General features: G+C 37.4%; 19 protein-coding genes. 3 read left to right on the forward strand and 16 right to left on the reverse strand.

Going from position 1 to position 24,193, the window contains the following annotated elements:
- Window positions 1-11: 11 nt before the first annotated feature.
- The 12 genes from ACESQI_RS07145 to ACESQI_RS07200 all read right to left on the reverse strand — a co-directional run bounded on the left by ACESQI_RS07145 (window position 12) and on the right by ACESQI_RS07200 (window position 15,276).
- Window positions 12-521: a very short patch repair endonuclease gene (locus tag ACESQI_RS07145; protein ID WP_009036657.1), complete on the reverse strand. Its 510-nt coding sequence runs from the start codon at window positions 519-521 to the stop codon at window positions 12-14.
- A 336-nt stretch (window positions 522-857) separates the two neighbouring features.
- Window positions 858-1,817, reverse strand: a complete 960-nt coding sequence (locus ACESQI_RS07150; RefSeq protein WP_009036656.1) for a hypothetical protein — start codon at window positions 1,815-1,817, stop codon at window positions 858-860.
- Window positions 1,818-1,820: 3 nt separating this feature from the next.
- Window positions 1,821-3,626: a hypothetical protein gene (locus tag ACESQI_RS07155; RefSeq protein ID WP_009036655.1), complete on the reverse strand. Its 1,806-nt coding sequence runs from the start codon at window positions 3,624-3,626 to the stop codon at window positions 1,821-1,823.
- Window positions 3,623-4,615 carry a hypothetical protein gene (locus ACESQI_RS07160; RefSeq protein WP_009036654.1) on the reverse strand — a complete coding sequence of 331 codons (993 nt, stop codon included), beginning with the start codon at window positions 4,613-4,615 and terminating at the stop codon, window positions 3,623-3,625. Before ACESQI_RS07160 ends, ACESQI_RS07155 begins: the two co-directional genes overlap by 4 nt.
- A 10-nt stretch (window positions 4,616-4,625) precedes the next feature.
- Window positions 4,626-6,743: an AIPR family protein gene (locus ACESQI_RS07165; RefSeq protein ID WP_009036653.1), complete on the reverse strand. Its 2,118-nt coding sequence runs from the start codon at window positions 6,741-6,743 to the stop codon at window positions 4,626-4,628.
- A gap of 12 nt (window positions 6,744-6,755) precedes the next feature.
- The gene (locus tag ACESQI_RS07170) at window positions 6,756-7,667 is read right to left on the reverse strand and encodes a PD-(D/E)XK motif protein (RefSeq protein WP_009036652.1); all 912 of its coding nucleotides are present in this window, start codon (window positions 7,665-7,667) and stop codon (window positions 6,756-6,758) included.
- A complete protein-coding gene (locus ACESQI_RS07175) occupies window positions 7,657-10,548 on the reverse strand; it encodes a Z1 domain-containing protein (RefSeq protein WP_034528608.1) in 2,892 nt (963 codons plus the stop codon). Before ACESQI_RS07175 ends, ACESQI_RS07170 begins: the two co-directional genes overlap by 11 nt.
- Complete coding sequence (locus tag ACESQI_RS07180; RefSeq protein ID WP_009036650.1) at window positions 10,523-12,040, reverse strand: ATP-binding protein; 1,518 nt, start codon at window positions 12,038-12,040, stop codon at window positions 10,523-10,525. The genes ACESQI_RS07175 and ACESQI_RS07180 overlap by 26 nt, the downstream gene beginning before the upstream one ends.
- Before the next feature lie 2 nt (window positions 12,041-12,042).
- Entirely contained in the window at window positions 12,043-13,128 is a 1,086-nt protein-coding gene (locus ACESQI_RS07185; RefSeq protein WP_009036649.1) for a DNA cytosine methyltransferase, read from the reverse strand.
- 10 nt (window positions 13,129-13,138) lie between these two features.
- The gene (locus ACESQI_RS07190; RefSeq protein ID WP_009036648.1) at window positions 13,139-13,369 is read right to left on the reverse strand and encodes a helix-turn-helix domain-containing protein; all 231 of its coding nucleotides are present in this window, start codon (window positions 13,367-13,369) and stop codon (window positions 13,139-13,141) included.
- A gap of 326 nt (window positions 13,370-13,695) precedes the next feature.
- Window positions 13,696-14,952: a type II toxin-antitoxin system HipA family toxin gene (locus ACESQI_RS07195; protein WP_009036647.1), complete on the reverse strand. Its 1,257-nt coding sequence runs from the start codon at window positions 14,950-14,952 to the stop codon at window positions 13,696-13,698.
- Window positions 14,953-14,955: 3 nt separating this feature from the next.
- Complete coding sequence (locus ACESQI_RS07200) at window positions 14,956-15,276, reverse strand: helix-turn-helix domain-containing protein (RefSeq protein WP_009036646.1); 321 nt, start codon at window positions 15,274-15,276, stop codon at window positions 14,956-14,958.
- A 769-nt stretch (window positions 15,277-16,045) separates the two neighbouring features.
- On the opposite strand from ACESQI_RS07200, the gene ACESQI_RS07205 reads away from it, so the two are divergent.
- Window positions 16,046-16,615, forward strand: a complete 570-nt coding sequence (locus ACESQI_RS07205) for a YdeI family protein (protein WP_007484570.1) — start codon at window positions 16,046-16,048, stop codon at window positions 16,613-16,615.
- 289 nt (window positions 16,616-16,904) lie between these two features.
- On the opposite strand, the gene ACESQI_RS07210 is transcribed toward ACESQI_RS07205, so the two are convergent.
- Together ACESQI_RS07210 and ACESQI_RS07215 are read right to left on the reverse strand one after the other, a co-directional pair.
- A complete protein-coding gene (locus ACESQI_RS07210; RefSeq protein ID WP_007484569.1) occupies window positions 16,905-17,711 on the reverse strand; it encodes an RNA methyltransferase in 807 nt (268 codons plus the stop codon).
- A gap of 54 nt (window positions 17,712-17,765) precedes the next feature.
- The gene (locus tag ACESQI_RS07215) at window positions 17,766-18,800 is read right to left on the reverse strand and encodes an alcohol dehydrogenase (protein WP_195660915.1); all 1,035 of its coding nucleotides are present in this window, start codon (window positions 18,798-18,800) and stop codon (window positions 17,766-17,768) included.
- Between the two features lie 441 nt (window positions 18,801-19,241).
- On the opposite strand from ACESQI_RS07215, the gene ACESQI_RS07220 reads away from it, so the two are divergent.
- Window positions 19,242-20,246: a beta-ketoacyl-ACP synthase III gene (locus tag ACESQI_RS07220; RefSeq protein WP_002562111.1), complete on the forward strand. Its 1,005-nt coding sequence runs from the start codon at window positions 19,242-19,244 to the stop codon at window positions 20,244-20,246.
- Window positions 20,247-20,479: 233 nt separating this feature from the next.
- On the opposite strand, the gene ACESQI_RS07225 is transcribed toward ACESQI_RS07220, so the two are convergent.
- Window positions 20,480-22,519 (reverse strand): toxin-antitoxin system YwqK family antitoxin, encoded by a 2,040-nt coding sequence (locus ACESQI_RS07225; protein WP_373125618.1) that lies wholly within the window; start codon window positions 22,517-22,519, stop codon window positions 20,480-20,482.
- A gap of 189 nt (window positions 22,520-22,708) precedes the next feature.
- Complete coding sequence (locus ACESQI_RS07230) at window positions 22,709-22,945, reverse strand: YecH family metal-binding protein (protein WP_002562113.1); 237 nt, start codon at window positions 22,943-22,945, stop codon at window positions 22,709-22,711.
- Between the two features lie 232 nt (window positions 22,946-23,177).
- On the opposite strand from ACESQI_RS07230, the gene ACESQI_RS07235 reads away from it, so the two are divergent.
- A complete protein-coding gene (locus ACESQI_RS07235) occupies window positions 23,178-24,128 on the forward strand; it encodes a Dyp-type peroxidase (protein WP_195660900.1) in 951 nt (316 codons plus the stop codon).
- Window positions 24,129-24,193: the final 65 nt, after the last annotated feature.

A 24,193-nucleotide genomic window follows, 5' to 3' on the forward strand; every position in this document is an offset into this window, starting at 1 on the left:
TTCGCAATTATTCATTTCGATTTGCCATAACTTTCAATGGGTTCTGCCACCATGCTATATTCTTCTTCAGTTGTCTCATATGATTTGATTCTTCTATCCTCAAGATAAATATGGTAAAGCGTGTATTCTAAAGCCTCTAAAGTCTGTTGGCGGACTTTCGGTTTCAACTGACATTCCCAAATGGTAATACAATGCCACCCCATCGAAGTTAGCAGTTGCCGTTCCTCTATATCTCTACTCCGATTACGCTCAATTTTATTCTTCCAAAACTCAACATTTGTCTTTGGTAGAACGTAGTATTTGCATCCTTCGTGACCGTGCCAAAAGCAGCCATTTACGAAAATAACAGTTCTGTATTTACGTAAAACCAAATCGGGATGTCCTGGAAGCCGTGGGTGATTCAGCCTATACCGAAAGCCACGGCCGAACAAGAACTTTCTCACCAATAATTCCGGTTTCGTGTTCTTGCCCTTTATCGCAGACATGCAACGATGACGCTGTTCCTTGGTCAATTTATCCATTTATTAACATATTACTGACAGTTATCTATTATTCTACAAATCTATCTATACATCCCTTTACTTTTTGTGGAAGATTCGAGAATTCTTGCGTTACTATTATTCCTCGTTCATCAATTGATTCAATATAGTCTTCTAACAATTCAATATCTTCAAAGGACATCCCGTACCTTAACATCCATATATGTTTCGTATTGTAAGTACCATATTTTGTCAAATTAGCCATTTTTTCGGCTTGTTCATCCGGACAACGTTCATTGTATTTGACGAATGCTACTTGAAAGATATTGCACAAAATAATGTCCCTAATTTATGCAACGTTTATTGATGATTTTCATTTTACTTTTTTATTATTTCATCGATTGGTAGCATATATATATAATCTTCCGGATTCGAATAGGATTCAGTATTATACTGATTTGCTAAAGCGTAACAAATTTGCACATCAGGATATTTCTGGGCAATAGCCGCTATAGAAAGAGTTGATAGTTTATTGTTCATTGGACTGATTACTATATTATAATCTTTCCTATTCTCGTCAACAATCTTACCAATTTCTTTGATATTTTGCTCCAGATTTTTACATGAGAATTGAAAATTTGAAGCTCGAGAATTTTTTTCAAGTAATTTTTCGAAATTCGAACGATTAATTTCGCTTAGAGATTCATTATGACTTTCTGTTGGCGAAGCCATACCTAAATATAACTTACTAGGCTCGAAAACCTCTATCAATGTTTGAGCACGTTCATATTCAAAACCGACTAATATAATTAGTAACAAATCCTTTATTGGTGACATATCGCCAGAATAGCCAACAACAGAACGTATTGTCCTTACCCCTTTACTAAGCCAAGGTAACGAAGTACCCTCTTCATAGGATGAGTATCTACTCGACGGACAATAACACAGATGTATATCAGTAAATTCAACTATTGAAGAGGATAAGATTTTTATTATTATCAACAATGTTTCTCTAGTAAATGTTGATACATCAACATATAGGTGTTCTTTTTTGCTTGTTGTTATTGCATCAAACAAATTATCATAATTATCCAACGGATTCTCAAGAGAGAGTTCTATGATAGAAGATCGTCCTATGAATAGTTCTTTTAAACACTCAGCATTCTTCTCTGTTTCTGTATAGTTATTTGGAAAGTAGCAAATAACAGCCTCAATAGATTCATTCTTGGAAATCTCATTAGGTATTATTAAACATCTTTTCTCAAAACTTGAACTACAAATAAACAAAGAATCGTTAACTATCTCTTTATCTATACTGTTTATTAATATTTTTTTCATATCTTAAATAGGATTATTACCGTCAAACAATAGTAATTGAGTAGCCGAAGAACTGTCATCTTCGGTAAATTTAAACTGTGCTAAAAATCTCTTAGTATCAATCATTGCCATTCTCAATTTGGCGCTATCCATAAATTTGTAACCGGCAAAACTTGTAGCATCCAACTTGAAATGAGGTGCCAAAATTCTACTTAATATGATTAAGCGATTTCTTCCAGTACCTGTTTTATTTCCAATTGTACTTTTATGGAAATAACCCAGCTGTTCTCCCATGTCAATTATTTCATTCATTTCGTCATCTGGAGTATCTGTAATTGCCACAGAGAACACTCTTCTTTCTGAGGAATTAGAAGTAAGCTGCAAATGAAATAATTGTCCCAAAGAGTCTATCATTCGATATAATTTTTCCAATTGTATTTGCCTAGTGTTATTATTGTCAATATCTTTTTTAAGTTTTTCAAACTCACCAACCAAATAGTTGTTAGAGTATTTTTTTATAACTTCATCTTGAATAGAAGGTTTGATGCTGGTAATATTATCTTCATTTGCTCCAAGTTCTGTAATTGCTAACGAATACATTTCTTGCGCAGGAGCTAAGAAATGTCGAATAATACCGGAAGACACAGCTACAAGTTGATCAAAACCAGCATAGCTATATGTAGAGCCTGCTTTATGATTCTGTTGCAACCGTGTTATATATTCAGGTCTTGCATAGCGTCTTGCTGCATCCCCACCTGCATATTTTTTCTCAGGATCTGCATAATCTATCAACATCTGATTATATATCTCTTGAATCTTTAGCTCTTGTTCTTTATCCTCTGGAAAGAAATCTTTTGTCTCAATATCAAGGTTCAAATATCTCTTTAGTCTTTTCTTAACAATTTCTTGAAGTCGTTCATTATACTTACTTTTACTACTTGAATAAACTGTAGAAATGTTTATCTCAGAATAATCATGAGGTGCGTCTATTCTTTTCTCGTTATTCGTCAAATGTGTTTTATAATCTAACTGGGTAGAGATCTTAAAACATATGTCTTTTGTTGTGCGATATGACACCCAAGTGTTCAACACCTTTGTTTGAGCCACATTTAGATAGCCAGCATCGTCAATCAAAATATACAAAGGTTTATCTTGAGGGAAAAATGGTAAAGATTTTAAAGACACAAGTAGTGGTTTCATAAAATCTATGAAATCAACAATTGGTCCATCATATGGAATAGAAGTATCTTTTGACAAAGCTATTTTATTGCAATAGATTCGACAGGAACGATTTATCCGTTCTACCTCTTTTGCCATTAACTCCATCATTGTTAGTCCATCCTTGTCTGTATCGTTTGGTAATTCAACAATGTTGTTAACACCGCAGTAAGAAAGAACATCCCGAAAATCAGTATTATAATATTGCCATATCTGCTCTTTATAATCATTTAATATATTCCCCAAATAGCATCCAACCGACTTATACACATTAGACATTACGTATGTCGTTAACAAGTGCTCATTTAATATAATTTCGGCATGAATCTCAAGGCGCGCCAAGTCAGGAATATTTATATTTGTTAGTTTTATAGGAACGTATACAGCAAAATAATCCAGCTCAGATATTTGGCAATGCTTGGCTAAACACTGACAATCTGGTTGTATGTAGCGGAACATCATACTTTTACCTGAACCTCTTGGACCATTAATAAATGTATGTCCTTTTTCTAATACTTGATAAAAGTCAGGAAAAACATCAACAAATAAATCGACAACATCCTGAGCGGAGTTCTGTTCTGGAGTCTTTATTTCAAATGGATTTTCTTTCATAATGAACTATTTACACATTGATGAACATAATCACCTGTTAATTTGTTGTTACTTCGTTCTAATTGTGCCCCACAATACTCAAAAACATTATTTATTGATAACGTTGGATATCCCTTTTCCTCTATACGATAAGATATTGTATCAAAGAAAGGTTCAAACCCTTCATCTATAAATTCTATAGAAATAATAATCGAATGGAATTGATACTCATAGCTAACAAAACGATTATAGTACAAACATTCCTGGAATGTCTTGAATGTTCTTGTATATATTTCATCCAACAAATAAATAGAAGACTCACCTTTCTTATATCTATTTTGAACTTGATTCTTAGTGAGAGAAAAGCCCATCTGAATACAATGACTGTCTTTATCTGGATTGAAGTTGTACAAACTTTCAGAGAAAGCATGATACAATTTGCTATCCTCAGGTATTAAGTCCTTTTTTAGCAAGTAAGAAGACGCACGACTGTTTTCATCCGCAAGTTCATCACCAAATCTTAACAAAGCTGCTAGTTCACGGATTCTCACATCATGCCCCGAGATAGAGGTCTTGTATGGCAAATTCCCAATCGGATCATTTTTGCCTGAATGCGCTTTAGCTATATCCCCAATAATTTTTCTCTCAATTGTATCAACGTTTAAATTTTCCAGAAGATATCTGCCAGATTTTTCATGACCGTCTCTGCCATTAAAGATATGTCCCGCATCATGAATTTGAATCGCGACCAATAGTATAAAGCATTCATATGGAGTAAGGTATGAACAATCTTTCAGTATGGAAGATACTTTAACCATAACCATTTTTACATGATTAGCACTGTGATCATTTAGATACACAGTATTATCCAGTCTTGTAGTAATCGCTTTAACTTCATTATGGATCTCTGAATTCATAAACTGTTTAAAAGTGCGATATATAGCAACATAGTCTTTTTCCGATGGAAAATCCTGACTGCTTTTTGTTTCAAAATATTCTTCTAAATTCATTTTACATTATTTACGGCATTACATATCCCTTATCTTCAACATTGCTGACAATCTTCAAGAGTCTCTTACATTGGGCAGACGAAGGAAGAACCATTTTAGCTATAAATCTAGTTGCAATAGACTTAATAAAATCAAGGTCTCCGTACGAGAGAACATTTTCTTTTAAAAGTTCGTTATAAACCCTCATCCAATAGTCAGCACCCAAATTAAATATCTCAACGCTTGCTTCAATGTTTGAATTGAATTTGTGCGCTCGTTTAGCAGCAGCTTCTGTTGTTTTAATCTCCTTTTGGGAAACAAGGGATTTAATAAATTCGTCAGAGAGTTCAAACGGAACTTTCTTATAGTCATCCCAAACTGCAAGCGTTCTGGATATCGTTCTAACAAGGCCTCCACCAGCTTGTTTTGTCAAAAACTTCTGTGTATCAAAAGCTAAACGAATCAACTCATTTGCAAGAGCCGGATACAGTGTCTGTTTATTCCAAATCGTAACCCAGTCAAGATCGGCATCCTTTGGCAAAATTGATATCAGTTTTGCAATTGTGTATGGCACAATCTGAGCTTTATCTCCTCCTTTAGGATACCATTCGGACTTATTGATCATTACGTCCAATTCATCAAACATAATGACGGAGCAGATTCCTTTCTTAAAGAACACCTCATTAATACTATCCTTTGATTTATCATAAAGTTCTTCAACATAATCCGCAAAACGATTGAAGTTGATGGCAGAGCTTTGACAAACCTGGTGAGGATTCATACGAATAGTATTCAAACATTTCGCCAGCTTTTCCTTCTTGACAACCTGATTTTTCGGACTTTTCTCGCAGAAGGTTTTTCGTTGCGCTTGTGTAAGTTTCATTTGTTCCTGTTCCCATTTTCCACGAGAACGCTCGTAGAACCAACGAGTCTGATATGGTTTACCTGCAACAGGAGGAGCAAGAACCTTTTGCGATAGTTTCTCCATCATTACATGGAATGGGTGATTAGAGAAAAAATCGGCATCCGAAACAGGATTTTGGCAATTAGCGCATTTTGAGATTGTTTTAGTAATATTGTTATAACGTTCAACCTCTTCCTCAGACATATCGTTGTCCACATTCAGCACAGTCAGCTTCATCGGAACAAACAAATTGTCCATGCCTTTTTTGTCCTCTTTGCGAATAATTGCATTAGCTAACGAAGCGGTTGTCTGACCACCATTTATAATTTGTAAATCCTTAAAATGAGTAATTCGAGTGTTATCTGCAGAAAAACCTATTGAACGGGCAACAATAGCAATGCCGTTATTATAGGTAAAGAAATTCTCTGGACTATTAATGATAGTATTTCGGATACCCTTGTTTACCTTACCACGAACACTCAGGAAAGCCCGCACATTGCCTTGCAATAATTTACTCCCATATTTCAAATAGATATCTGCCAAGAACTTTCCTGGAACAATTCCAAGATATGCATCATAGTCGCTACTATCTCCTAAATCTGCTTTTAGATATTGAATCCCCTCGCAATCAAAATCTTTTGTATCAAACTCAACAATCTCACTTGCATCGGACATAAATGTTTGGAACAGCCGTTCCAGCGTCCAGATATTTAACTCTACCGGTCTCTCAAGAAAATCTTCTTGAGAGACACTCTTCACCTGCTTACTAAGAATCGAGTTAGAAATAATATAAAACTTGAAGCGAAGAATCTCTGTGTCCAACAGTCCTTTGCCAATTTTCTTTCGAAATTCTTTTGCTAAAATAATGGCAGGATCAGAATCGTCACAATAGTCACTCATCTTGCCGTTGACAACTTCGTCAAGGAAATTGCACATGTGAGTATACAAATCCACGATGCGGGTATTGGTCAACGTGTTTACGGCATCACGCTCATTGGTAAAATCACTTGCAATCAATATGAGTGCACTGTCAGCTTCGTCGTAAGCATAAGCATCAAAAGCCATGATACGACCACGCTTGCCTCTCATTTCAATAGACATCGGCATCGGATCATTAAATTCCCCGATAGATTCCAGTTCTTCTAATGTTTTTAGAATAAACTGAGTTTCCGGTTCTGTTCCTTCGTGATCGGCATCAAATCTAAGCTGATCAATAAATTGCGCTCTATATTCTTCAATCTCCATAGTGTAACGGATTTAAAGTTTATATTCTTCTAATTCAGAAAGAAAAATCTCGTACTGAATTCTGTTTATTGCATTCGGTATGTTTTTTCTGCATAAGCGAGGGAAATCGTTGCTTACATTGTACATTGAGAATCCCACATTCGTAAATACGAATTTGTCGTATTCTGGAGAGAAATCGAATGCGTACATACTCAGTTTAGACATGAAAGTCTCTCTATTTTGAGCTGTCCCCATTTTTGCCATTAGGTTTTGAACCAGTACATTCAATTTTATACCACTGAATGTTGGACTCATCTTTTCCAAACAATAAATAGCAAGATAGCCCTCGTCATCTCCATCCAGTTGCTCAAGTGATGAAATCTTTACAGAATCTTTGCCTGCACTTATTGCCTTTATCTCATACCAAACACTCTCTGTAGAATAATCCTTATGGGTCTTTTCTGGACCCATCCAGCTATCTAATGCCATATTCACACCATAGTGAGGAATCATATAATCCTGCATAAAAAGCAGTTCGCCTATCAACCCCATTACCTCATTGTCATTCATTCCACCATTATTTGGTCGGAACAATTTTTTCCATGAGAAATATCTTGAACAAAGTGTTTTATAAGCATCTTCATCGTCCTTAATAGCTTCCGTAGAATCGAGCAAATCCTGGCAAAACGTACTAAAATATTCCAGCAGCTCTGAATTACAGAGTGAAAAGCGAAGAATATAATTCTCGCCACTCTTTCCCTGCTGTACTGTAATCACATCCGACTGAGCTATTCTAACTGGAACGTATGTACCTCTAAAATCAAAGGCATAGTTTCCTTTCTCATCCTTTCCTACAAAAAGACTGAGGTCGCGGTTTTCACCAACACGGATAAAAGCTCCGCTTTGGAATCCTTGCGAGAATGTTGTAGATAATTTATTCTTCATCCTCTTCTATTTCGTCTGGTTCATCAAGCATGTTAAGCTGATAATATGTTTTATTAACTTTATATTTCTTGGTTTTACCTGTTTCTTTTAATCCAGGAAAACCAATAGCAAAAGCTATCATTTTATTGCCATTAAGTTTCTCTATGAATTTTAAGGCATTCTTGTTGGCTTCAATATTTTCTGGCTCTACCGGTTCGATGAGCATAATTATCAATACAGGTTTTCTGTGTGGAAGATGCTCAAAATATGCTTTAATAGGAATATGCCGTCCTCCAAACTCAGAACCTTCTCTCGCCCAAACTTCTCTGCATCGTTTTTCTGCCAAATCTATCTCATCTTGACTTAAGCAGAACTTTCCTTCTCGTAAACCAAGAATCCTACGACGACTCGAAATTTGAATTACATGATCATGTTCCTCAATCTGACGTTTCGGACAACGTATCATTTCAAGTCCTGGTATGTCATAAAAGGTCTGCCCATCACCACCTTCGAAAACAATATCCCATTTATCTACTCCTTCTGTTTCTTTGTCGCAAATAAAATCAATTAAGTTTTGCCGGTTAAATTTCATGTTAACTAATGAACATTTTATATTAGACAGGAAGTCTACCACCAATTCTTTGGACACATCAGAAAAATATCTAGATTTATCAATATCTGAGCATACATCCTCATCTTTGTATTTGTCGACATTCGCGAAACCAAATTTATAATCATTTTCAAACAGGTGGGCAGTAAAACATTTTACTTGATTCCAGTTCTCTTCATTATGTTCCGCCTTGACACTAAGGTAAGGGGTATCACAGATATTTCCATAGTAGGATTCCATCATCAACAATTCGTACGCGGTCCGCATCTTATTGTTGGCTGTTATCTGTAATTCGTCGCAATAGTCACGAACTTTAATGCCGAAATCTTTAGGAGTAAGATGTTGCTCAAACATTTTCTTAATATCTGCTTTCAATTCGGTAGTGGCTGTCGCTATTTCTCTATACCAAGTTGCACTTGCTTGACTTGTCCATATTTGGAACAAATCAGCATAACCAGGTCGATAACCAAACCAACGCCCCATCTGCATCAACACATCAAATGTTGCAGTGTTTCGATAGAAATAGCTTACAAGCAAGCCCTCTAATGTGAGACCTCGCGAAAGAGCAAGTCCTCCAATAGCAATTACTCTCAACGAAGGATTAGATTTGTAATCTAATTTGCTTGCGCTACTACCATTAACAACGATAATTTCCATCTTTGGAACATCAGCTTCAATATCGAACACAGCACCTAATAAATTCTTCTTTTTTATAACATCAATAAAACAGATATCAGTAATATTATCAAAATGTTTTTTCCAAAGTCGTTTCAGTTCTTTATACAGTGACAGATGAGCATTCTTTGAGGTATCTTCGTCAAAGTTGTATTTTAGTATTTGAATAAAGTTGTTCTGTATTTCTTCAATATGTTCCTTAATCACCTGTTGCACCCTTATGAAACGAGACATATTAACCAACATACTTCTTGGTTTAGAGGCATGTCCTCTTAAATCTCGAATAACATTTGCCAGATAATAACAATAGATGGACTCCTTCAGCGAATTTGGCAAGACTCCATTCCATTCTTTTTTGTGACGAGAGTAGAATGTCCCAGAATTAAGTTCTTCTATATTTTCGTGTAAATCAGTCCTATATTCATCTGAAGTGTAGTCTGGTTCTTCAACATCAGTTATAAAACGTAAATTGCGATAGTACTCTTTATCCTCATAAAAAATTTTATCGGCACCAATATATGAGGAAGGGGTCGGTAACGTATATATGAAATGCTCTGGAAACAAATCTGCATTCTTCATACTGTCCACCGAATCCGGATCTATAAAAACATTTGCAAATGGAGTAGCAGTAAAACCAATATAATTCGCAGTCTGAAAAAGATTGCAAATCTTACGAATTATAGCGTTTGTCTTAGTTGGATCTGTATTATCTTTTTTTGTATTAACCGATGCATTGTCTGCCTCATCGTCAATAAGAAGCATTGGATGGTTTATACTATTTGTACGAACATCCATATTCTGGTTTTTCAACCAATCATGCAATTTTGTCAGAACTGATACATTTTTTTTAACGACAAAAAGGACCAGAGAATTATGCTCCGATAAAGTCGTTGAAATCAAATTACTCCCTTTAACAAAATCTTTTACACATGTAGTAAAAGAAGTAGCTCTACGTTGCTTGTTGTCTTTACCAACTCCTACCTTCCCCTCGCGAATATGTTTTTCAACCTTACGAATAGTGTACCCAACAACACTTTCATCAATACGTTCTTGTGTTTGCTGACGAAGACTTTCTGTTATACCAGCTAGAAGAATAACAACTTTATATCCTGCATCAGCAGCTTTACAAATCAGACCTGAATATGTAGCGGTTTTACCAGACTGTACATCACCAATTATTAAGCCCCTCTTCAAACGTTTACCTTCAAATTCTTCCTTTGGATTGTATAAACAATTCATTATGTCAGGCAATGTCTTTTCGTGCAAAAGATTAATACTTTTGTCGTCAATTGAAGTGTGTTCTTTTAAATAACGATAATATCTCTCCCAAAAATAGCTGTCATCTACTTTATCATTGAAATACCACTTCTTTTGTTCATAATCATCATAAATAATATTGCCCAATACATGAGTGATTTTCTCTCGGTATTCTATTTCTTCCAACAATTTATTTTTGTCTTCCTCATCACAATCAATACCAGAGAAGGCTATTGCGTCTTCAATCGCAGGCTTAATATTTTCCAAAGATGGAACAAAGCCCGACAGTTCCTTCATAAGTTCCAAACGTGCGGAAATTATGAGTAGAATCTTATTATATGCTTCGTTTGTTAATTTCATCCTTGTAGTTATCTAAAAGTTTTTCCTCAACAACTTTATATTTGCAGAATGGCTCTGATTTCATCAGATCAGAAACAATCTCGACTATAGATTTCTTGTTAAAAGATTTTGCCAAGTTTACCATATAAATCCCAAGTTGGAAAATCTCATCGACACGATTATCTGGTTCATCTTGACTGATTGCATCATTAGACTTGTCAATGTAAATCTGCTGAGTCGGAACGTTTTGCTCAATTTCTTTCAAAAGCATCTCAAGCAGAGTATAGTCTTCTTCTGACATTCTATCCCTCACCATCTGGAACACTTTGCTCTCACGATTGATTTGATAATAAAAAGTCTTTCCTCTGCCTTCCATTCTATCCCAAATATAGTCAATATCCTCAACATTTTCTTTTCGACCACGATGGGTTTGCTTCCTAACAGAAATATCCATCGCTTCAATAACTGTTTGGCGCAATTGACGCTGAATCTGCTTTGGAATAGAAGCTGTTTGTTTCTTTATATCAATACTCCATATGTCATCAAGTGAATTCGGAATATCTACTCTAACTCTAGCATTTTTTGTGAGTTCACCACGCGGTTTCATCCCAAACCAAGTTCCCCAAATTATCAAACGCTTATTTCGATAAACATAGAAACCTTGTTTGATTCTTAATGTCTCTACTCCTCCTATGAGTTTTCTGTATTCATCGTTTAAATCTGTTGCAAATGGCAAGATATATGGTTTAACCCAGATTTGCCGTTCTTGACCCTTACTGTCACGAATAGCAATGGAACGTGCTTTCTTCGTTGTTGTCTTAGAATGTGATTCAAGGAAAGGATCCATTGGTTTTATTCTCCCTTTATTCAAGTACATCTTGATCTGCCCCTTACCTTTTGCTGAAAGAAAGTTATGAAAAATCAGAGCAATATTATTGGCTACAGATTCTTTAAGTTCAACAAGAGCATCATAAACCATTCCACCACTTGATTTCTCCAACACATCGAAATCCTGCCATAGTACAAGCGTGCCATGTGGCAATTCGAGGAGAGAGTGAATATAAGGAAGTGCTTTTATTTCATTTTGTGACAGCTCCTTCACCACCCACTCTTTTCTATTTTGAATATAATTATAATCCCAAGAATAGCTACTAATCTTTTCTTCCTGCAAACTGACAACCGTCAAAATTCTACATTGAGACAAAGAGGCAGATTTCATTCCTAAACCGAATCGTCCCAAATCATTTGCATTTCTTTCAAGTTCAGAGTCCCTACTTCCATACCTCATAGCTTCAAAAAGGACGCCTGCAGACATTCCTTCTCCATCATCTAAGATTCCCACAACAAGATCATCAATAGGTTCTGAAGGGAAGAATAGTTTGACTACGCTGCAATTTGCACTAATACCATTGTCAATAATATCAGCAATAGCAGCTTCGAAAGAATACCCCATTGAACGCATAGACCCCATAAGAGTATCAGCTTGTGGAATGCTTTGTCTATAAGTACCCATAGTTATTCCTTATTGTATGATGAATCGTATTCCAGAATCTGCGCCATCACAGCTTTAGACAATAACGGAGGAACCGCATTACCTATCTGCTGCTGTATGCTCATATGAGGCCCTTGAAAGATAAACGTATCAGGAAAACTTTGTAAACGTGCCGCTTCCCTCACCGATAAACCTCTGTCTTGATATGGATGAATTAGCATACTCTTCCTATAGTTTGAAATGACAACAGAAGGGCAATTTGCTTTCAGACGTTTATATATTCCACTATGACAACGGGTCTTGTCTGAATAATTTCGCATCAAGGACTCCGGAATAGCTCTCCAATTCTCACCTTGACCGATATATTTGTAACGTTGCATCACAAGGTCGTTACTCTTTGACACAAAATTCTGCTTTGATTCTATTGAACCTTTTCTCATCTGTTGCGCATAAGGGCTAGATTCCTTTATTGACTTAGTGTAAGGCAATGAATCTATCATATCACCATTATGTAAAACAGGTAAATCTCCAATAGCTTCTTCTACACTCACTTTATAATCAAAAGGCTTTGGAAACTCAAAGTCAATTCCTTGGTTGTTTCCGACCATAAACATTCTCATCCGTCTTTGTGGAACACCATATTCATCAGCCCATAGAACCTTCCATTTGACCTTATAGCCTGGCTCTATCTCCTCAAAACAATGTTTTATCATTTCTATTGTCTCTCCATTGTTCATTTTAGTCATTCCCCAAACATTTTCAAGGACAAACCATCTAGGCTTTATTTCTGAGACCAAACGAACAAACTCTTTGAACAATAAATTATTAGGATTGTCCATATTGCGAGACATCGTATTTGACATAGAAAATCCCTGACAAGGAGGGCCTCCCATGATTATAAATACTTCCTCGTCTTTATTTAAGAAATCTGTAGCTTTGACATCCCGAATATCGCCACATATTACTTTTGCTCCTTTGTGATTAAGTTCAAAAGATTTGGCTGCGTGAGGATTAACCTCAATAGCATAGCGAACCTTAATTCCCGCCATTGCCCCCCCCAGACTTAATCCGCCTGCTCCTGAAAATATGTCTATACCGATTTTTTTCATAAGCTGAGCATCATAAGTCATTATTATCTTTTGTTGTAGTTAGCAACTGTCGAATGTCAACATCCAACAAATTCGCTATTTCTTGCAATTGAATAATAGATGGTTGCGATTTATTAGAACACCATCTTGAAATTGTGTTCTCTGATTTGCCCATTTGAGTTGCCAACCATCTATTGGTTCGTTGCCTTTCAGCCAGTACCGCCTTAATCCTATTCATCATTATTTGTTGATTGTTCGACATCAGTATTCAAATTATACTCGTTATATTGCAAACAAAGATACATCTAATTTCCCATATAGCCAAGTAGATAAGCAACAAAAACATCGTTTAAAGGAATGACTACAGTTGGCATAAAGATATGCAAAAGAACACATGTATTGTTTTTATCCATTCCATCAATGAATTTCACCTTTCAAAAAATTATGCTACACAAACATTATGTTCGCGCAGCATAATACAAATCTTCAATCGCATTTCACTACTCAATTACATACAAATCAACATCATATCTCTTGGAAATTTAGCGCGTTTTTATTTGGTAATTTGGCACACTGAAACAGTTATTCTCACTTACATCGTTCATCCAACACTCCGGCAAACATATCCATCTCTCTCTTGGAAATTCCTAATCGTGTTGCCAATTCGCGCCATCCTTTTACAGCTCCAATCACCTCCGAAATAATCTTTTCTGCTGTTTTACGGTTTAGCATGTAGTCTTCGCAAGCATCCAGCAAAATACTCAACTCTGCTTTGTTAGAAGTTGATGAAACAAGCAAACTTTGATACTCATTCAACGTGGGGTTCATGTCATATGCAGGAGACAGTATCCATCCTTTTGCAGTCAAAAGGAAACCATGATTGCGGAAATGGTCGTCACTATTGCCTATGCATATATTGAAAGCCACACGACGGTATAGTTCCTGTAGGTTTCGCTCCACATCGGTACAGCTCTGAATAATAAAGTCAACTATATCCAGATAACCATGCCTGGTAGTTGCATTGTCACCATCACTCAGCCCCAATAAGGTCATGGCAGATGCTAAATGAATGCGTTTTCCTTCTTGGGTTCTATCGAAGCGTTGTGACAGCAATGTATGATATTTTTCTCCAGTTGCTAACATTTTTGTTTTTGCAGCGTTTATCCCTGTTTTTGTGGCAAGCAAATGACCGAAATGCTCCCAAAGTCCTACATCATAGTCATCCTTGCGAGACGGGAACTTGGCTACATAAAGAGTCTTATCTGCATCTACGACATTGGCTTTAGGTCTCGCACCGCCCAATGATGTTCCCGGTTGCACAAGTTGTGCAATCCATTTTCTATCGGGGAGCATATTGTTTTCTTCACATTTCTCTATCTCGGCACTGGCTGCAATCAGTTCCCGAATATCCGTCAAAGGTGGAATTTTCAATGACTCACTCACATTGATAAATTCGCCATCGAGGTCTTCCTTAAAACGGAATCCACCCATTCGAGAGAAATCATCGATACCAGTTAAGAAATCGAAAGATGACAATCTCCTTACGGGACGTTGTTCTTCTGCCGCTACAATTTGCTCACGACGCAACAACAAAGTACGTCCCCAACGGTCGGGCAAGGCATCAGAGAAACAACCAAATATATCTTTACCTGGTTGCGTGTATTGCTGACCGGGATAATTATTCAAGTCGTCACTCAAAAACAGATCGCTGTGCTGCCTTAACCATTCATTATTGAACGTAAAACTATAGCTGTCCGCACCACGAAGAGACTCATAGCCCAATTCGCCTATGAGTTCCACTTCTTTGAGCCAATCGAAATCGGCATATACATACAACTTTTTCATAGATTATTCTTTCTTGGATGCACGTTCTCTTGTTTTCAAACTCAAATCTTGCAAAGCTTTTCCCATTTTATCTTCTTTGGCAAGCAATAGAATATCATCGTCAAGTTGCAATGCGTACAAAACACGTAGATAGATCCCTATTGCAACTGTAGGAATCCCTTTTTCTATTCGGGACACAGTAAGCGGTGAACAGGTGGCACGTTCAGCAACCTGAGCCACACTCAGATTCCGACGTAAGCGAGCCAACTTAATCTGCTCGCCCACAATCTGCATCTTCTGCTCCAATTTTCGAGGAAGCTTGGTTCCCATTGTATTCTTTGCCATTACTACATCAATTTAAAGTGCAAAGCAACTATGTTAATGACTTTGCTATAATCAACCTACCATATAATATGCAAAGGTAATACTTTTTATTTATTTAATGATGTATTACACATAGAAAAATGCACGTCTTGGCATAATTAACCATATACATAATCTATTTTGAGCAAAAACTTCCAAAAACTAAATGCCATAATGCTGTTTGTAAGCACCATATACACCTACAAACAATATGTTATTCGTTACAAATGATGCAAATTGTTCATCATACACTCATCATATCAAAGAACTATTTTGCTCGCCAAAAGAAAAAGACTTGACTCTACCCCTCAACTTGACTTTAATGACCGTCATTATATACACGGGCAATAAAGTTAAGTCAAGCAGAGGGAAGAAAAGGCTTCAACTAAATTTTTCTCTTTTGGTCAGCAAACAATATCCGTGAGAATATCTTGCATTTAGTTAACATTATCGGCGAAAACATCCCAGAATTTTATACCTTTGTAGCCGGATAGAAGATAGGTGAACTTCATTGAGGATACAATATTCCCCATGGTTCTGATTCATTGAGAAAAGAGTGTAAAACAGCCTCAAAAACAAGTCCAAGAGGCTCAAAAACAACTTTTCTACCGATTAAATTGCAATAATCTATCATTCAGGCAGCTATGTATGCTGCATCGGCAAGTAAGAGGTGATTACCAACAATTAGCACAGATCACTATTAATTAATTGACAGCAAAGAAACTAACTACATTATCACATATCCCTTGTTATGACAGCTGAGAATAAAATAAAGTATTTTGAGAATCGGGAAGATTGGCGAAAGTGGCTTATCGAAAACTTCGATACTGCCAATGAAATATGGTTTGTATTTCCCAGTAAATCTTCAGGTAAAAAAAGTGTTACATACAATGATGCTGTTGAAGAAGCCCTTTGTTTCGAATGGATTGACAGTACAATAAAGTCGCTTAACAAAGAACATAAAATTCAGCATTTCACGCCTCGAAATCCTAAAAGCACATACTCACAAGCCAACAAAGAGAGACTCAGGTGGTTGATGGAAAACAGGATGATACATCCCAAATTTGAGGATAAGATACGAAAGGTATTGTCCGAACCTTTTATATTTCCCAATGATATAATGGACAAGCTGAGAGAAGATAAAGGATTATGGCAAAATTACCAACGCTGTTCCGATGCATACAAACGTATTCGCATCGCATACATTGAAGCGGCGAGAAAACGACCGGAAGAATTTGAAAGGCGATTACACAACTTCATCGATAAGACGAAAGATAACAAAAGAATTACAGGATTCGGAGGAATTGATAAATACTATTAAATCCAAACAAAATGTCAGTATAGAAATTAGACCAGTAGTCACAAAAATGCGATCACTTTATACGTGGTCGCATTTTTGTGATGTAACCTATTAGTATATGGTAATAATCACTACCAATGAGTTATTCAATAGCTATATTCAGGTGACTAATTTCACCGTAAATAATCTATTCCCCTCTTATAAGAAAGGCAATCAGTAAAGTATAGCTATTTGATTACTATCCCATTTACAATAGTAATAATTTGTATCATTAGCAAATAATCAGAGATAACTTTGGAATGTACTAATCTCAAAATTGTGGAGCACGAAGCTGCCAGAAAGCTACAGCAGCCGCAGCGGCTACATTGAGCGAATCAACACCACGCGCCATGGGGATACGAACTACGTAGTCAGCCTCAGCAATCGTTTCACTCGAAAGCCCCTCCCCTTCGTTACCCATCACGATAGCCAATTTGGATTCACTCATCAAGGCAGGGTTATCAATGGAGATAGAGTCATCCGTGAGCGCCATAGCAGCCGTACGGAAGCCCCATTTTCGTAAGTCACTAAGAGGACCATCCACCCAAGTCCATGGCACAAAGAAGACGGCTCCCATAGACACCCTGACCACACGGCGGTTCAACGGGTCGCAGGAATTACGCGTTAGTAATACAGCATCAATTCCAAGAGCAGCTGCCGAACGGAAGATAGCGCCAATGTTAACTGCATCGACAACACTGTCAATTACAACAATACGCCGGGCTTCCCGGCATACCTCTTCCATACTACGTGGAGCAGGGCGACGCATGGCACAGAGAACGCCACGTGTCAGGACATAACCGGTCAGCGTAGCAAGCAATTCTCTGCTACCGGTATAGACAGGCACATTATCACAACGTTCAATAATTTCAGCAGCATCACCGACAATATGTTTGTGTTCACACAAAATGGCTAAAGGTTCATAGCCGGTATCCAAAGCTCTCTTGATAACCTTCGGACTTTCTACTATAAAAATCCCCTTATCAGGCTCGGTTCGATTGCGCAACTGGGTTTCAGTAAGAGTACTGAATACCTCAACTCCCGGATGAGATAAAGATGATATTTCGATAACAGGCATATTATTGCTTATAATTTTGAATTAAACATGCAATCGCTTCATTCACAAAACGATTCATTTATAAATGGCTACCTTAATAACTCCGTCCAACTTATTTTCAAATATACGATAGGCTTCCTCAATCTCCTTCAACGGAAATCTATGCGTAATAAGAGGGGTTGTATCTATCTTACCTTCCTCAATCAGATTAAGAATCTCGGCGCAGTCGCAGCCATCCACTCCACCTGTTTTAATAATCAAGTTCTTGCCATACATATCGGGCAAAGGAAGAAATTGAGGTTTATCATAAAGAGCTACGATAGTAACAATGGCATTGGGACGGGCACACTCCCACGCCAAGCGGAAAGTATCTTCACTACCAGCCACCTCTAATACAACATCAGCCCCACCATGGTCACTGTTTTGAATCACAAAGTCCTTGCAGTTTTCTGATTCCACCACCAATACATCAGGATAATGTTCACGCACGAACCGGATTCTTTCCGGAGACTTTTCACAGACAATAATACGCCGCGGCTTCTTCAACATCACACACAATAAAGTACAGATTCCGGTAGGACCGCCGCCAATGATAAGAACAGTATCGTCCTCGGAAATCTCTGAGATACGGGTTGCCCAAAAACCTGTTGCAAGCACATCGCCAACAAACAAAGCCTGTTCATCACTGACTGTATCAGGAATACGGTTTAGCCCTTGGTCTGCATAAGGAACTCTGACATATTCTGCCTGACCGCCGTCAATACGACAACCTAAAGCCCAACCGCCATTGGAGTCGATGCAGTTGTTAACATATCCCCGCTTGCAAAAGAAACATTCTCCGCAGAAAGTCTCGACATTCACAGTTACTCTATCTCCGGGCTTGACTGAAGTGACGTCAGCTCCCACCTCTTCTACGACACCCACCATCTCGTGCCCAACTGTTGTTCCGGGAATGGCACGCGGCACACTGCCATGTTTGATATGGAGGTCACTGGTACAAATGCTACCGAGAGTCACTCGTATGATTGCATCCCGTGAATTTATTATTTCCGGTTTTGGCTTCTCCCGCAATTCAAATTTTCCATGTTCAACGTATGTGTAGGCAAGCATAATATCCTTTTCATTAATTAATAGTTCCATTCCATTGCAAAGATAGTGATTTCACAGTAAAACATCGACCTTATATCACAGTCAATAACATCAAATGGATCACTCACTTCCAACTATCATACCACCCCTATTTCCAATCAAATGACATTTAGTAAAAGATTACAATCTCACCGAATATGGTTCTATATCCATCATCATACAACAAGGAAAGGCGAACCGGAAAGAAACTATATCCGGTAATTATAGCGATACAAATAGAATGCTGCCAAACCAAAGTAAGCAGTCTCAGCTATTTAGTTAAAATTTGGTCAAAGTTTCCTTCGCAATGATAAAACAATAGAGCGTTTATTGGGCTACTATTGGAAAGTCTCCTCTTTTCTGTATATTTACGCCCTTATTTTTAGAGCAAACCTATTCAAAACCTACTAAACAATAAAACCGATGCAGAAAATAAACGCAGTAGTCACAGGAGTCGGCGGATATGTGCCTGATTATATCTTAACTAATGATGAAATTTCTAAGATGGTAGATACTACCGACGAATGGATTATGGGACGCATTGGTATAAAAGAAAGGCATATATTAAGAGAAGAAGGACTTGGAACTTCATATATGGCTCGCAAAGCTGTAAAACAATTGATGCGACGTACCCAATCTCACCCGGATGATATTGATCTGGTGATTGTGGCTACTACCACTCCTGATTATCGCTTACCTTCAACTGCCTCCATATTATGTGATAAACTGGAACTGAAGAATGCTTTTGCCTTTGATGTGCAGGCTGTTTGCAGCGGATTCCTTTATGCATTGGAAACCGGAGCGAATTTTATACGTTCGGGAATATACAAAAAGGTTATTATAGTAGGAGCTGATAAAATGTCGTCGATAGTAGATTATACGGATCGTGCAACCTGCCCGATCTTTGCCGACGGTGCAGCCGCCTTTATGCTTGAGCCAACCACTGAAGAGTTGGGTGTTATAGATTCTGTTTTGAGAACAGATGGCAAAGGATTGCCTTTTCTACACATTAAAGCAGGTGGATCCGTATGTGCCTCCTCCTATTATACGTTGGATAGTCATATGCACTATATCTATCAGGAAGGACGTACGGTATTCAAATATGCCGTAGCAAATATGTCGGATGCCTGTGAAGCGATTATTACAAGAAACAACCTGAACAAAGATGACATCGATTGGGTGATCCCACATCAAGCCAATCAGCGCATAATAAGTGCTGTTACACAACGCCTGGATGTGCCGGAAGAGAAAGTTATGGTTAATATAGAGCGCTATGGTAATACAAGTGCCGGAACACTTCCTCTTTGTATCTGGGATTATGAAAATAAACTCAAAAAAGGTGATAATCTGATTTTTACAGCATTCGGAGCAGGCTTTGCCTGGGGAGCCATTTATGTTAAGTGGGGATATGACGGCGAAAAGAGATAATCTAACGTTATTTAAGGCCGTCTCTAACTGATCAGAAATGAACTAAACTCACCACAGAGTTTCATAGAATTCACAAAGTACTATTTATCTGATGAAACGCGGATTAACACAAATGAACGCAGATTAAAAGACTGTAGTTCTTTATCTTTGATTTGTTTCCCTTTGCGAAAATCTGCGTTCATCTGCGTTTCGATAAAAATTTAAAACTCTGTATTACTTTGTGGTGAAATCATTCAATATTTCTCTTTACGTTCAAATTCACCTTCTTCGGTATAATATTTCCATGTACCTTTGGGTTGATTATTTGCATATTTCCCCCGGAATTTCAGCTTACCATTTTCATAATATTCACGGTAACGCCCATGCCGTTTTCCTTCCTTGACTTCCGCTTCACTTTTCAATGCACCGTCGGGATAAAATTCCCGCAAGATATTTCCTTCAAACTTCTCGACATAAAAACGTTTTAGCTCGCTCATCTGTTCTTTCTCAGTATCAGCATCTTCATTCATTTCTTCGTCTTCTTCATCGGTGACAACTGCAACGACCTCTTCGGGTTGATAGGGTTTATAGTCCATCACATATTGCAGAGAGGCCGATTGGCTATTCCCTACAATCTGCATAGACCAGCAAGGAAACGAAAACAAAACATCTTTATTAGCCTCTATCTCATTCCATGTAGCAGCATTCATCATCGGTTTCAACTGAGAATAGAATTTATGTACATCCGTATATAGAAATATGGTAGAATTTGAACTCAAATACGAAAGCGCATTTTTAAATCCCGGATTATTTTTCAGTAAATTCTTTTGTTCGTAATCCTCTACAAAGGAAAGCAAAGATGAAGCCTTGTTACTGAAAACAACATAATCGTCTACATACGTATAATATGGCTTTTCAAATTTATCAAATAATCCTCCAAAAAACAATCGGAAGAAGCCTTTCATTTCCACATAGTTAATCTCAAAATCTTTATAATTAACTGTTTTAATCTTAACCGGAGTACGCCGCTTGATCTTCTTTTCAATAAACTCCATGTTCTTACGGGCATCTTTCATGTTTTTAGCCCGGATGGCCAAAATTAATTCCGGTTCGTACCCCAACAACCCTGGCTCGGATTGGGTAATAGCAAACTCTCCAGACATCCAACTCAGAAAATTCTCTTCCAAAGAGATACCAAACAATCCTTCTATCTTTTTACGGGAGCTTTCATAGGAACTATACAATTGCTTATCATGGAGAGAAAGGGCGTTTTCCAACTCCTGAACAAAGGTTACAGGGTTGTTGAAACCAATATTAGTATAAAGAGCCGTTCGCCCGGACAGAATTTCATGCGCTTTCATTTTGTGCTTTCCCGAATTCAGCAAAGCAGTAACATAAGGATCGGCCGTGTCTTTTCGAAACGTGTATCCTTTCACTTCCATCCGATCTTTATCCGTATTAAAAAAGAGTCCCGCAAAATTCATCGAGTTACTGAACATATCAACATACTCATTTTTGGCCCCCAGATAAATATTCATAAATTGTGGCAGATGTGCATAGTTTACAAAAACTCGGATAAGCCCTTTACCGGAAACCAGCTTTTCTGCTTCAATAAAAGCATGATCGAGTCCTATTTTAGGTTTACTGCGTGAATCGATGGCCGATTCAACAAGTCCGGACGTATAAGAAGCCACAAAATGATTATCTACAAAAGCACAATAAAAAATATCACGCGTATCCGGATCACGCATTTCGAGAATATTAATGCCACTGTATTGCCGGTTAGTAACCATATTGCCCGCCATTGCCAACACCGTTTCAATCTGATCTTTTAATAAATCCATTTTGGATGCTTTCTGCATATCCAATATGATCAGGAAATCCCAGTCGGTTGCACGAACTTTATGAAGTGAAATAAGCATATCCCGTTTACCCACAAGTGACAACAATACCTTATTGCTTTTAACTATTGAATCAAGCATTTCGACACTCTTTGTGACCTCTTCAAAAGATTTTGCTTTCTTCAGACATTTCCATGTTTCGCTTCCGCTGAATTTTTCCCAGTCGTTTACCGGAGCTGATGATTGAATAATAAACGCAGCATCTTCCGGAACCAGGTAGATTTGCTGAATATTATGATCGGGTGAGACAAACAGATGAACTATAGAATATGCAATATATACTACCAACGCCAATCCTACCGTAACTAAAGTTCTTTTTACGATTTTTTGCGTGTTCTTTTTCTTTTTGGGTTCAGAATATTGTTCTTGCTGCCCGTTGTCCAATTCATTCATTATTAATATATTATTGACTTGATCGGGCAAAACTACTAAAAAAAGATGAAAGATGAAATTATAGATACAAAAATACCGGGAAAACAATGTACATTTCAAAATTTTCCCGATATTTACATTACATGAGTTCAGTGACTCAGAGATTGCGAAAGTATATAAAGTATATTTGGAATATTACTTTAATAAAGACTATTTATGATCGCAGACCTTACTTATATCGACTGTGAAACCATCTTCGGAAGGCATAAATTTGCCTTTTCTTTTAAGAAATTCTATCAATTCGTCTATATTCATATTGTCAGCAGAACAAGCGTAAAAATGTTGGTCTTTGCCAAACTTATTAATAATGGCTTCTTTTAAAGTGATTTCCGAATAACTGTTGCCTTCCATCATATGGAGGACTTCATGAGCATGTAACTGTTCCATAACTAATTTATTTTTGGGCAAAGATAACAGGATACATAGCTTAAAAGTAGTAACCTATGTTACAAAACCCAATATAAGTGAAGCTAAATAGTATTTTTTAAGATTATAAGTACAGTTCTACCGATTTATAAGTTACCCAATAAGTAGAACAAACTTGCAACTATGGAGTTATATTAAATAAAACAGCTGTATCAAAATCAACTACAATAATAATAACTAATTAAAAAGAAGTATGAACACATATCAAAATTCATTTGATGGAAATATCCCGCAGGATGTAACTGCAAGGCCGGGAGAGAACGCTATATTCATTGTCTACAGTCTAAAACACTCGGCAGATACATTCGAAAAAGTAAAAGATGTATGTGCCAACTTTTCTGCAATGATACGCAGCATGCGCAATCGTTTCCCTGATATGCAATTCAGTTGTACGATAGGTTTCGGAGCTGATGCATGGAGCCAATTATTTCCCCAAAAAGCCAAACCAAAAGAATTGAGTACCTTCAAAGAAATAAAAGGGGATAAATATACAGCTGTATCTACTCCCGGAGATATATTACTGCATATCCGGGCCAGACAAATGGGGTTGTGCTTTGAATTTGCCTCTATTATTGATGAAAAACTGAAAGGAGTTGTCGAATCTGTTGACGAAACTCATGGGTTCAGATACATGGACGGAAAAGCAATTATTGGTTTTGTAGATGGTACGGAATCTCCTGCCGTAGATGAAAATCCCTACTATTTTGCAGCTATTGGCAATGAAGATCCTGATTTTGCAGGAGGTAGCTACGTGTTTGTTCAAAAGTACATTCATGATATGGTTGCCTGGAATGCACTCCCGGTAGAAGCACAGGAAAAGGTTATCGGCCGCCACAAGTTCAATGATGTTGAATTGTCGGACGAGGAAAAACCGGAGAATGCCCACAATGCAGTTACTAACATTGGAGACGATTTGAAAATAGTACGAGCCAATATGCCATTTGCCAATACCTCAAAAGGAGAATACGGAACCTACTTTATCGGTTACGCCAGTACGTTCAGTACTACCAGGAAGATGCTGGAAAACATGTTTATAGGCAGTCCTGTTGGCAACACAGACCGCCTGTTGGATTTCAGTACACCGGTAACAGGGACACTCTTTTTTGCTCCCTCATACGATCTACTTTCCGAACTTGGCGAGTAATCATTCCGTCATTATTGATTTTGGAATAAGAACAAAGAGGATATTTAGTAAAAAAATATCCTCTT

Origin of the sequence: Bacteroides sp. HPS0048, from assembly GCF_964240755.1 — a bacterium.
GTDB lineage: Bacteria > Bacteroidota > Bacteroidia > Bacteroidales > Bacteroidaceae > Bacteroides > Bacteroides nordii.

Excerpts from the sequence above, each read along its gene's own strand:
- ACESQI_RS07145 (WP_009036657.1), bottom strand. The coding sequence starts at position 521 with ATGGATAAATTGACCAAGGAACAGCGTCATCGTTGCATGTCTGCGATA.
- ACESQI_RS07150 (WP_009036656.1), bottom strand. The coding sequence starts at position 1,817 with ATGAAAAAAATATTAATAAACAGTATAGATAAAGAGATAGTTAACGAT.
- ACESQI_RS07155 (WP_009036655.1), bottom strand. The coding sequence starts at position 3,626 with ATGAAAGAAAATCCATTTGAAATAAAGACTCCAGAACAGAACTCCGCT.
- ACESQI_RS07160 (WP_009036654.1), bottom strand. The coding sequence starts at position 4,615 with ATGAATTTAGAAGAATATTTTGAAACAAAAAGCAGTCAGGATTTTCCA.
- ACESQI_RS07165 (WP_009036653.1), bottom strand. The coding sequence starts at position 6,743 with ATGGAGATTGAAGAATATAGAGCGCAATTTATTGATCAGCTTAGATTT.
- ACESQI_RS07170 (WP_009036652.1), bottom strand. The coding sequence starts at position 7,667 with ATGAAGAATAAATTATCTACAACATTCTCGCAAGGATTCCAAAGCGGA.
- ACESQI_RS07175 (WP_034528608.1), bottom strand. The coding sequence starts at position 10,548 with ATGAAATTAACAAACGAAGCATATAATAAGATTCTACTCATAATTTCC.
- ACESQI_RS07180 (WP_009036650.1), bottom strand. The coding sequence starts at position 12,040 with ATGGGTACTTATAGACAAAGCATTCCACAAGCTGATACTCTTATGGGG.
- ACESQI_RS07185 (WP_009036649.1), bottom strand. The coding sequence starts at position 13,128 with ATGAAAAAAATCGGTATAGACATATTTTCAGGAGCAGGCGGATTAAGT.
- ACESQI_RS07190 (WP_009036648.1), bottom strand. The coding sequence starts at position 13,369 with ATGTCGAACAATCAACAAATAATGATGAATAGGATTAAGGCGGTACTG.
- ACESQI_RS07195 (WP_009036647.1), bottom strand. The coding sequence starts at position 14,952 with ATGAAAAAGTTGTATGTATATGCCGATTTCGATTGGCTCAAAGAAGTG.
- ACESQI_RS07200 (WP_009036646.1), bottom strand. The coding sequence starts at position 15,276 with ATGGCAAAGAATACAATGGGAACCAAGCTTCCTCGAAAATTGGAGCAG.
- ACESQI_RS07205 (WP_007484570.1), top strand. The coding sequence starts at position 16,046 with ATGACAGCTGAGAATAAAATAAAGTATTTTGAGAATCGGGAAGATTGG.
- ACESQI_RS07210 (WP_007484569.1), bottom strand. The coding sequence starts at position 17,711 with ATGCCTGTTATCGAAATATCATCTTTATCTCATCCGGGAGTTGAGGTA.
- ACESQI_RS07215 (WP_195660915.1), bottom strand. The coding sequence starts at position 18,800 with ATGCTTGCCTACACATACGTTGAACATGGAAAATTTGAATTGCGGGAG.
- ACESQI_RS07220 (WP_002562111.1), top strand. The coding sequence starts at position 19,242 with ATGCAGAAAATAAACGCAGTAGTCACAGGAGTCGGCGGATATGTGCCT.
- ACESQI_RS07225 (WP_373125618.1), bottom strand. The coding sequence starts at position 22,519 with ATGAATGAATTGGACAACGGGCAGCAAGAACAATATTCTGAACCCAAA.
- ACESQI_RS07230 (WP_002562113.1), bottom strand. The coding sequence starts at position 22,945 with ATGGAACAGTTACATGCTCATGAAGTCCTCCATATGATGGAAGGCAAC.
- ACESQI_RS07235 (WP_195660900.1), top strand. The coding sequence starts at position 23,178 with ATGAACACATATCAAAATTCATTTGATGGAAATATCCCGCAGGATGTA.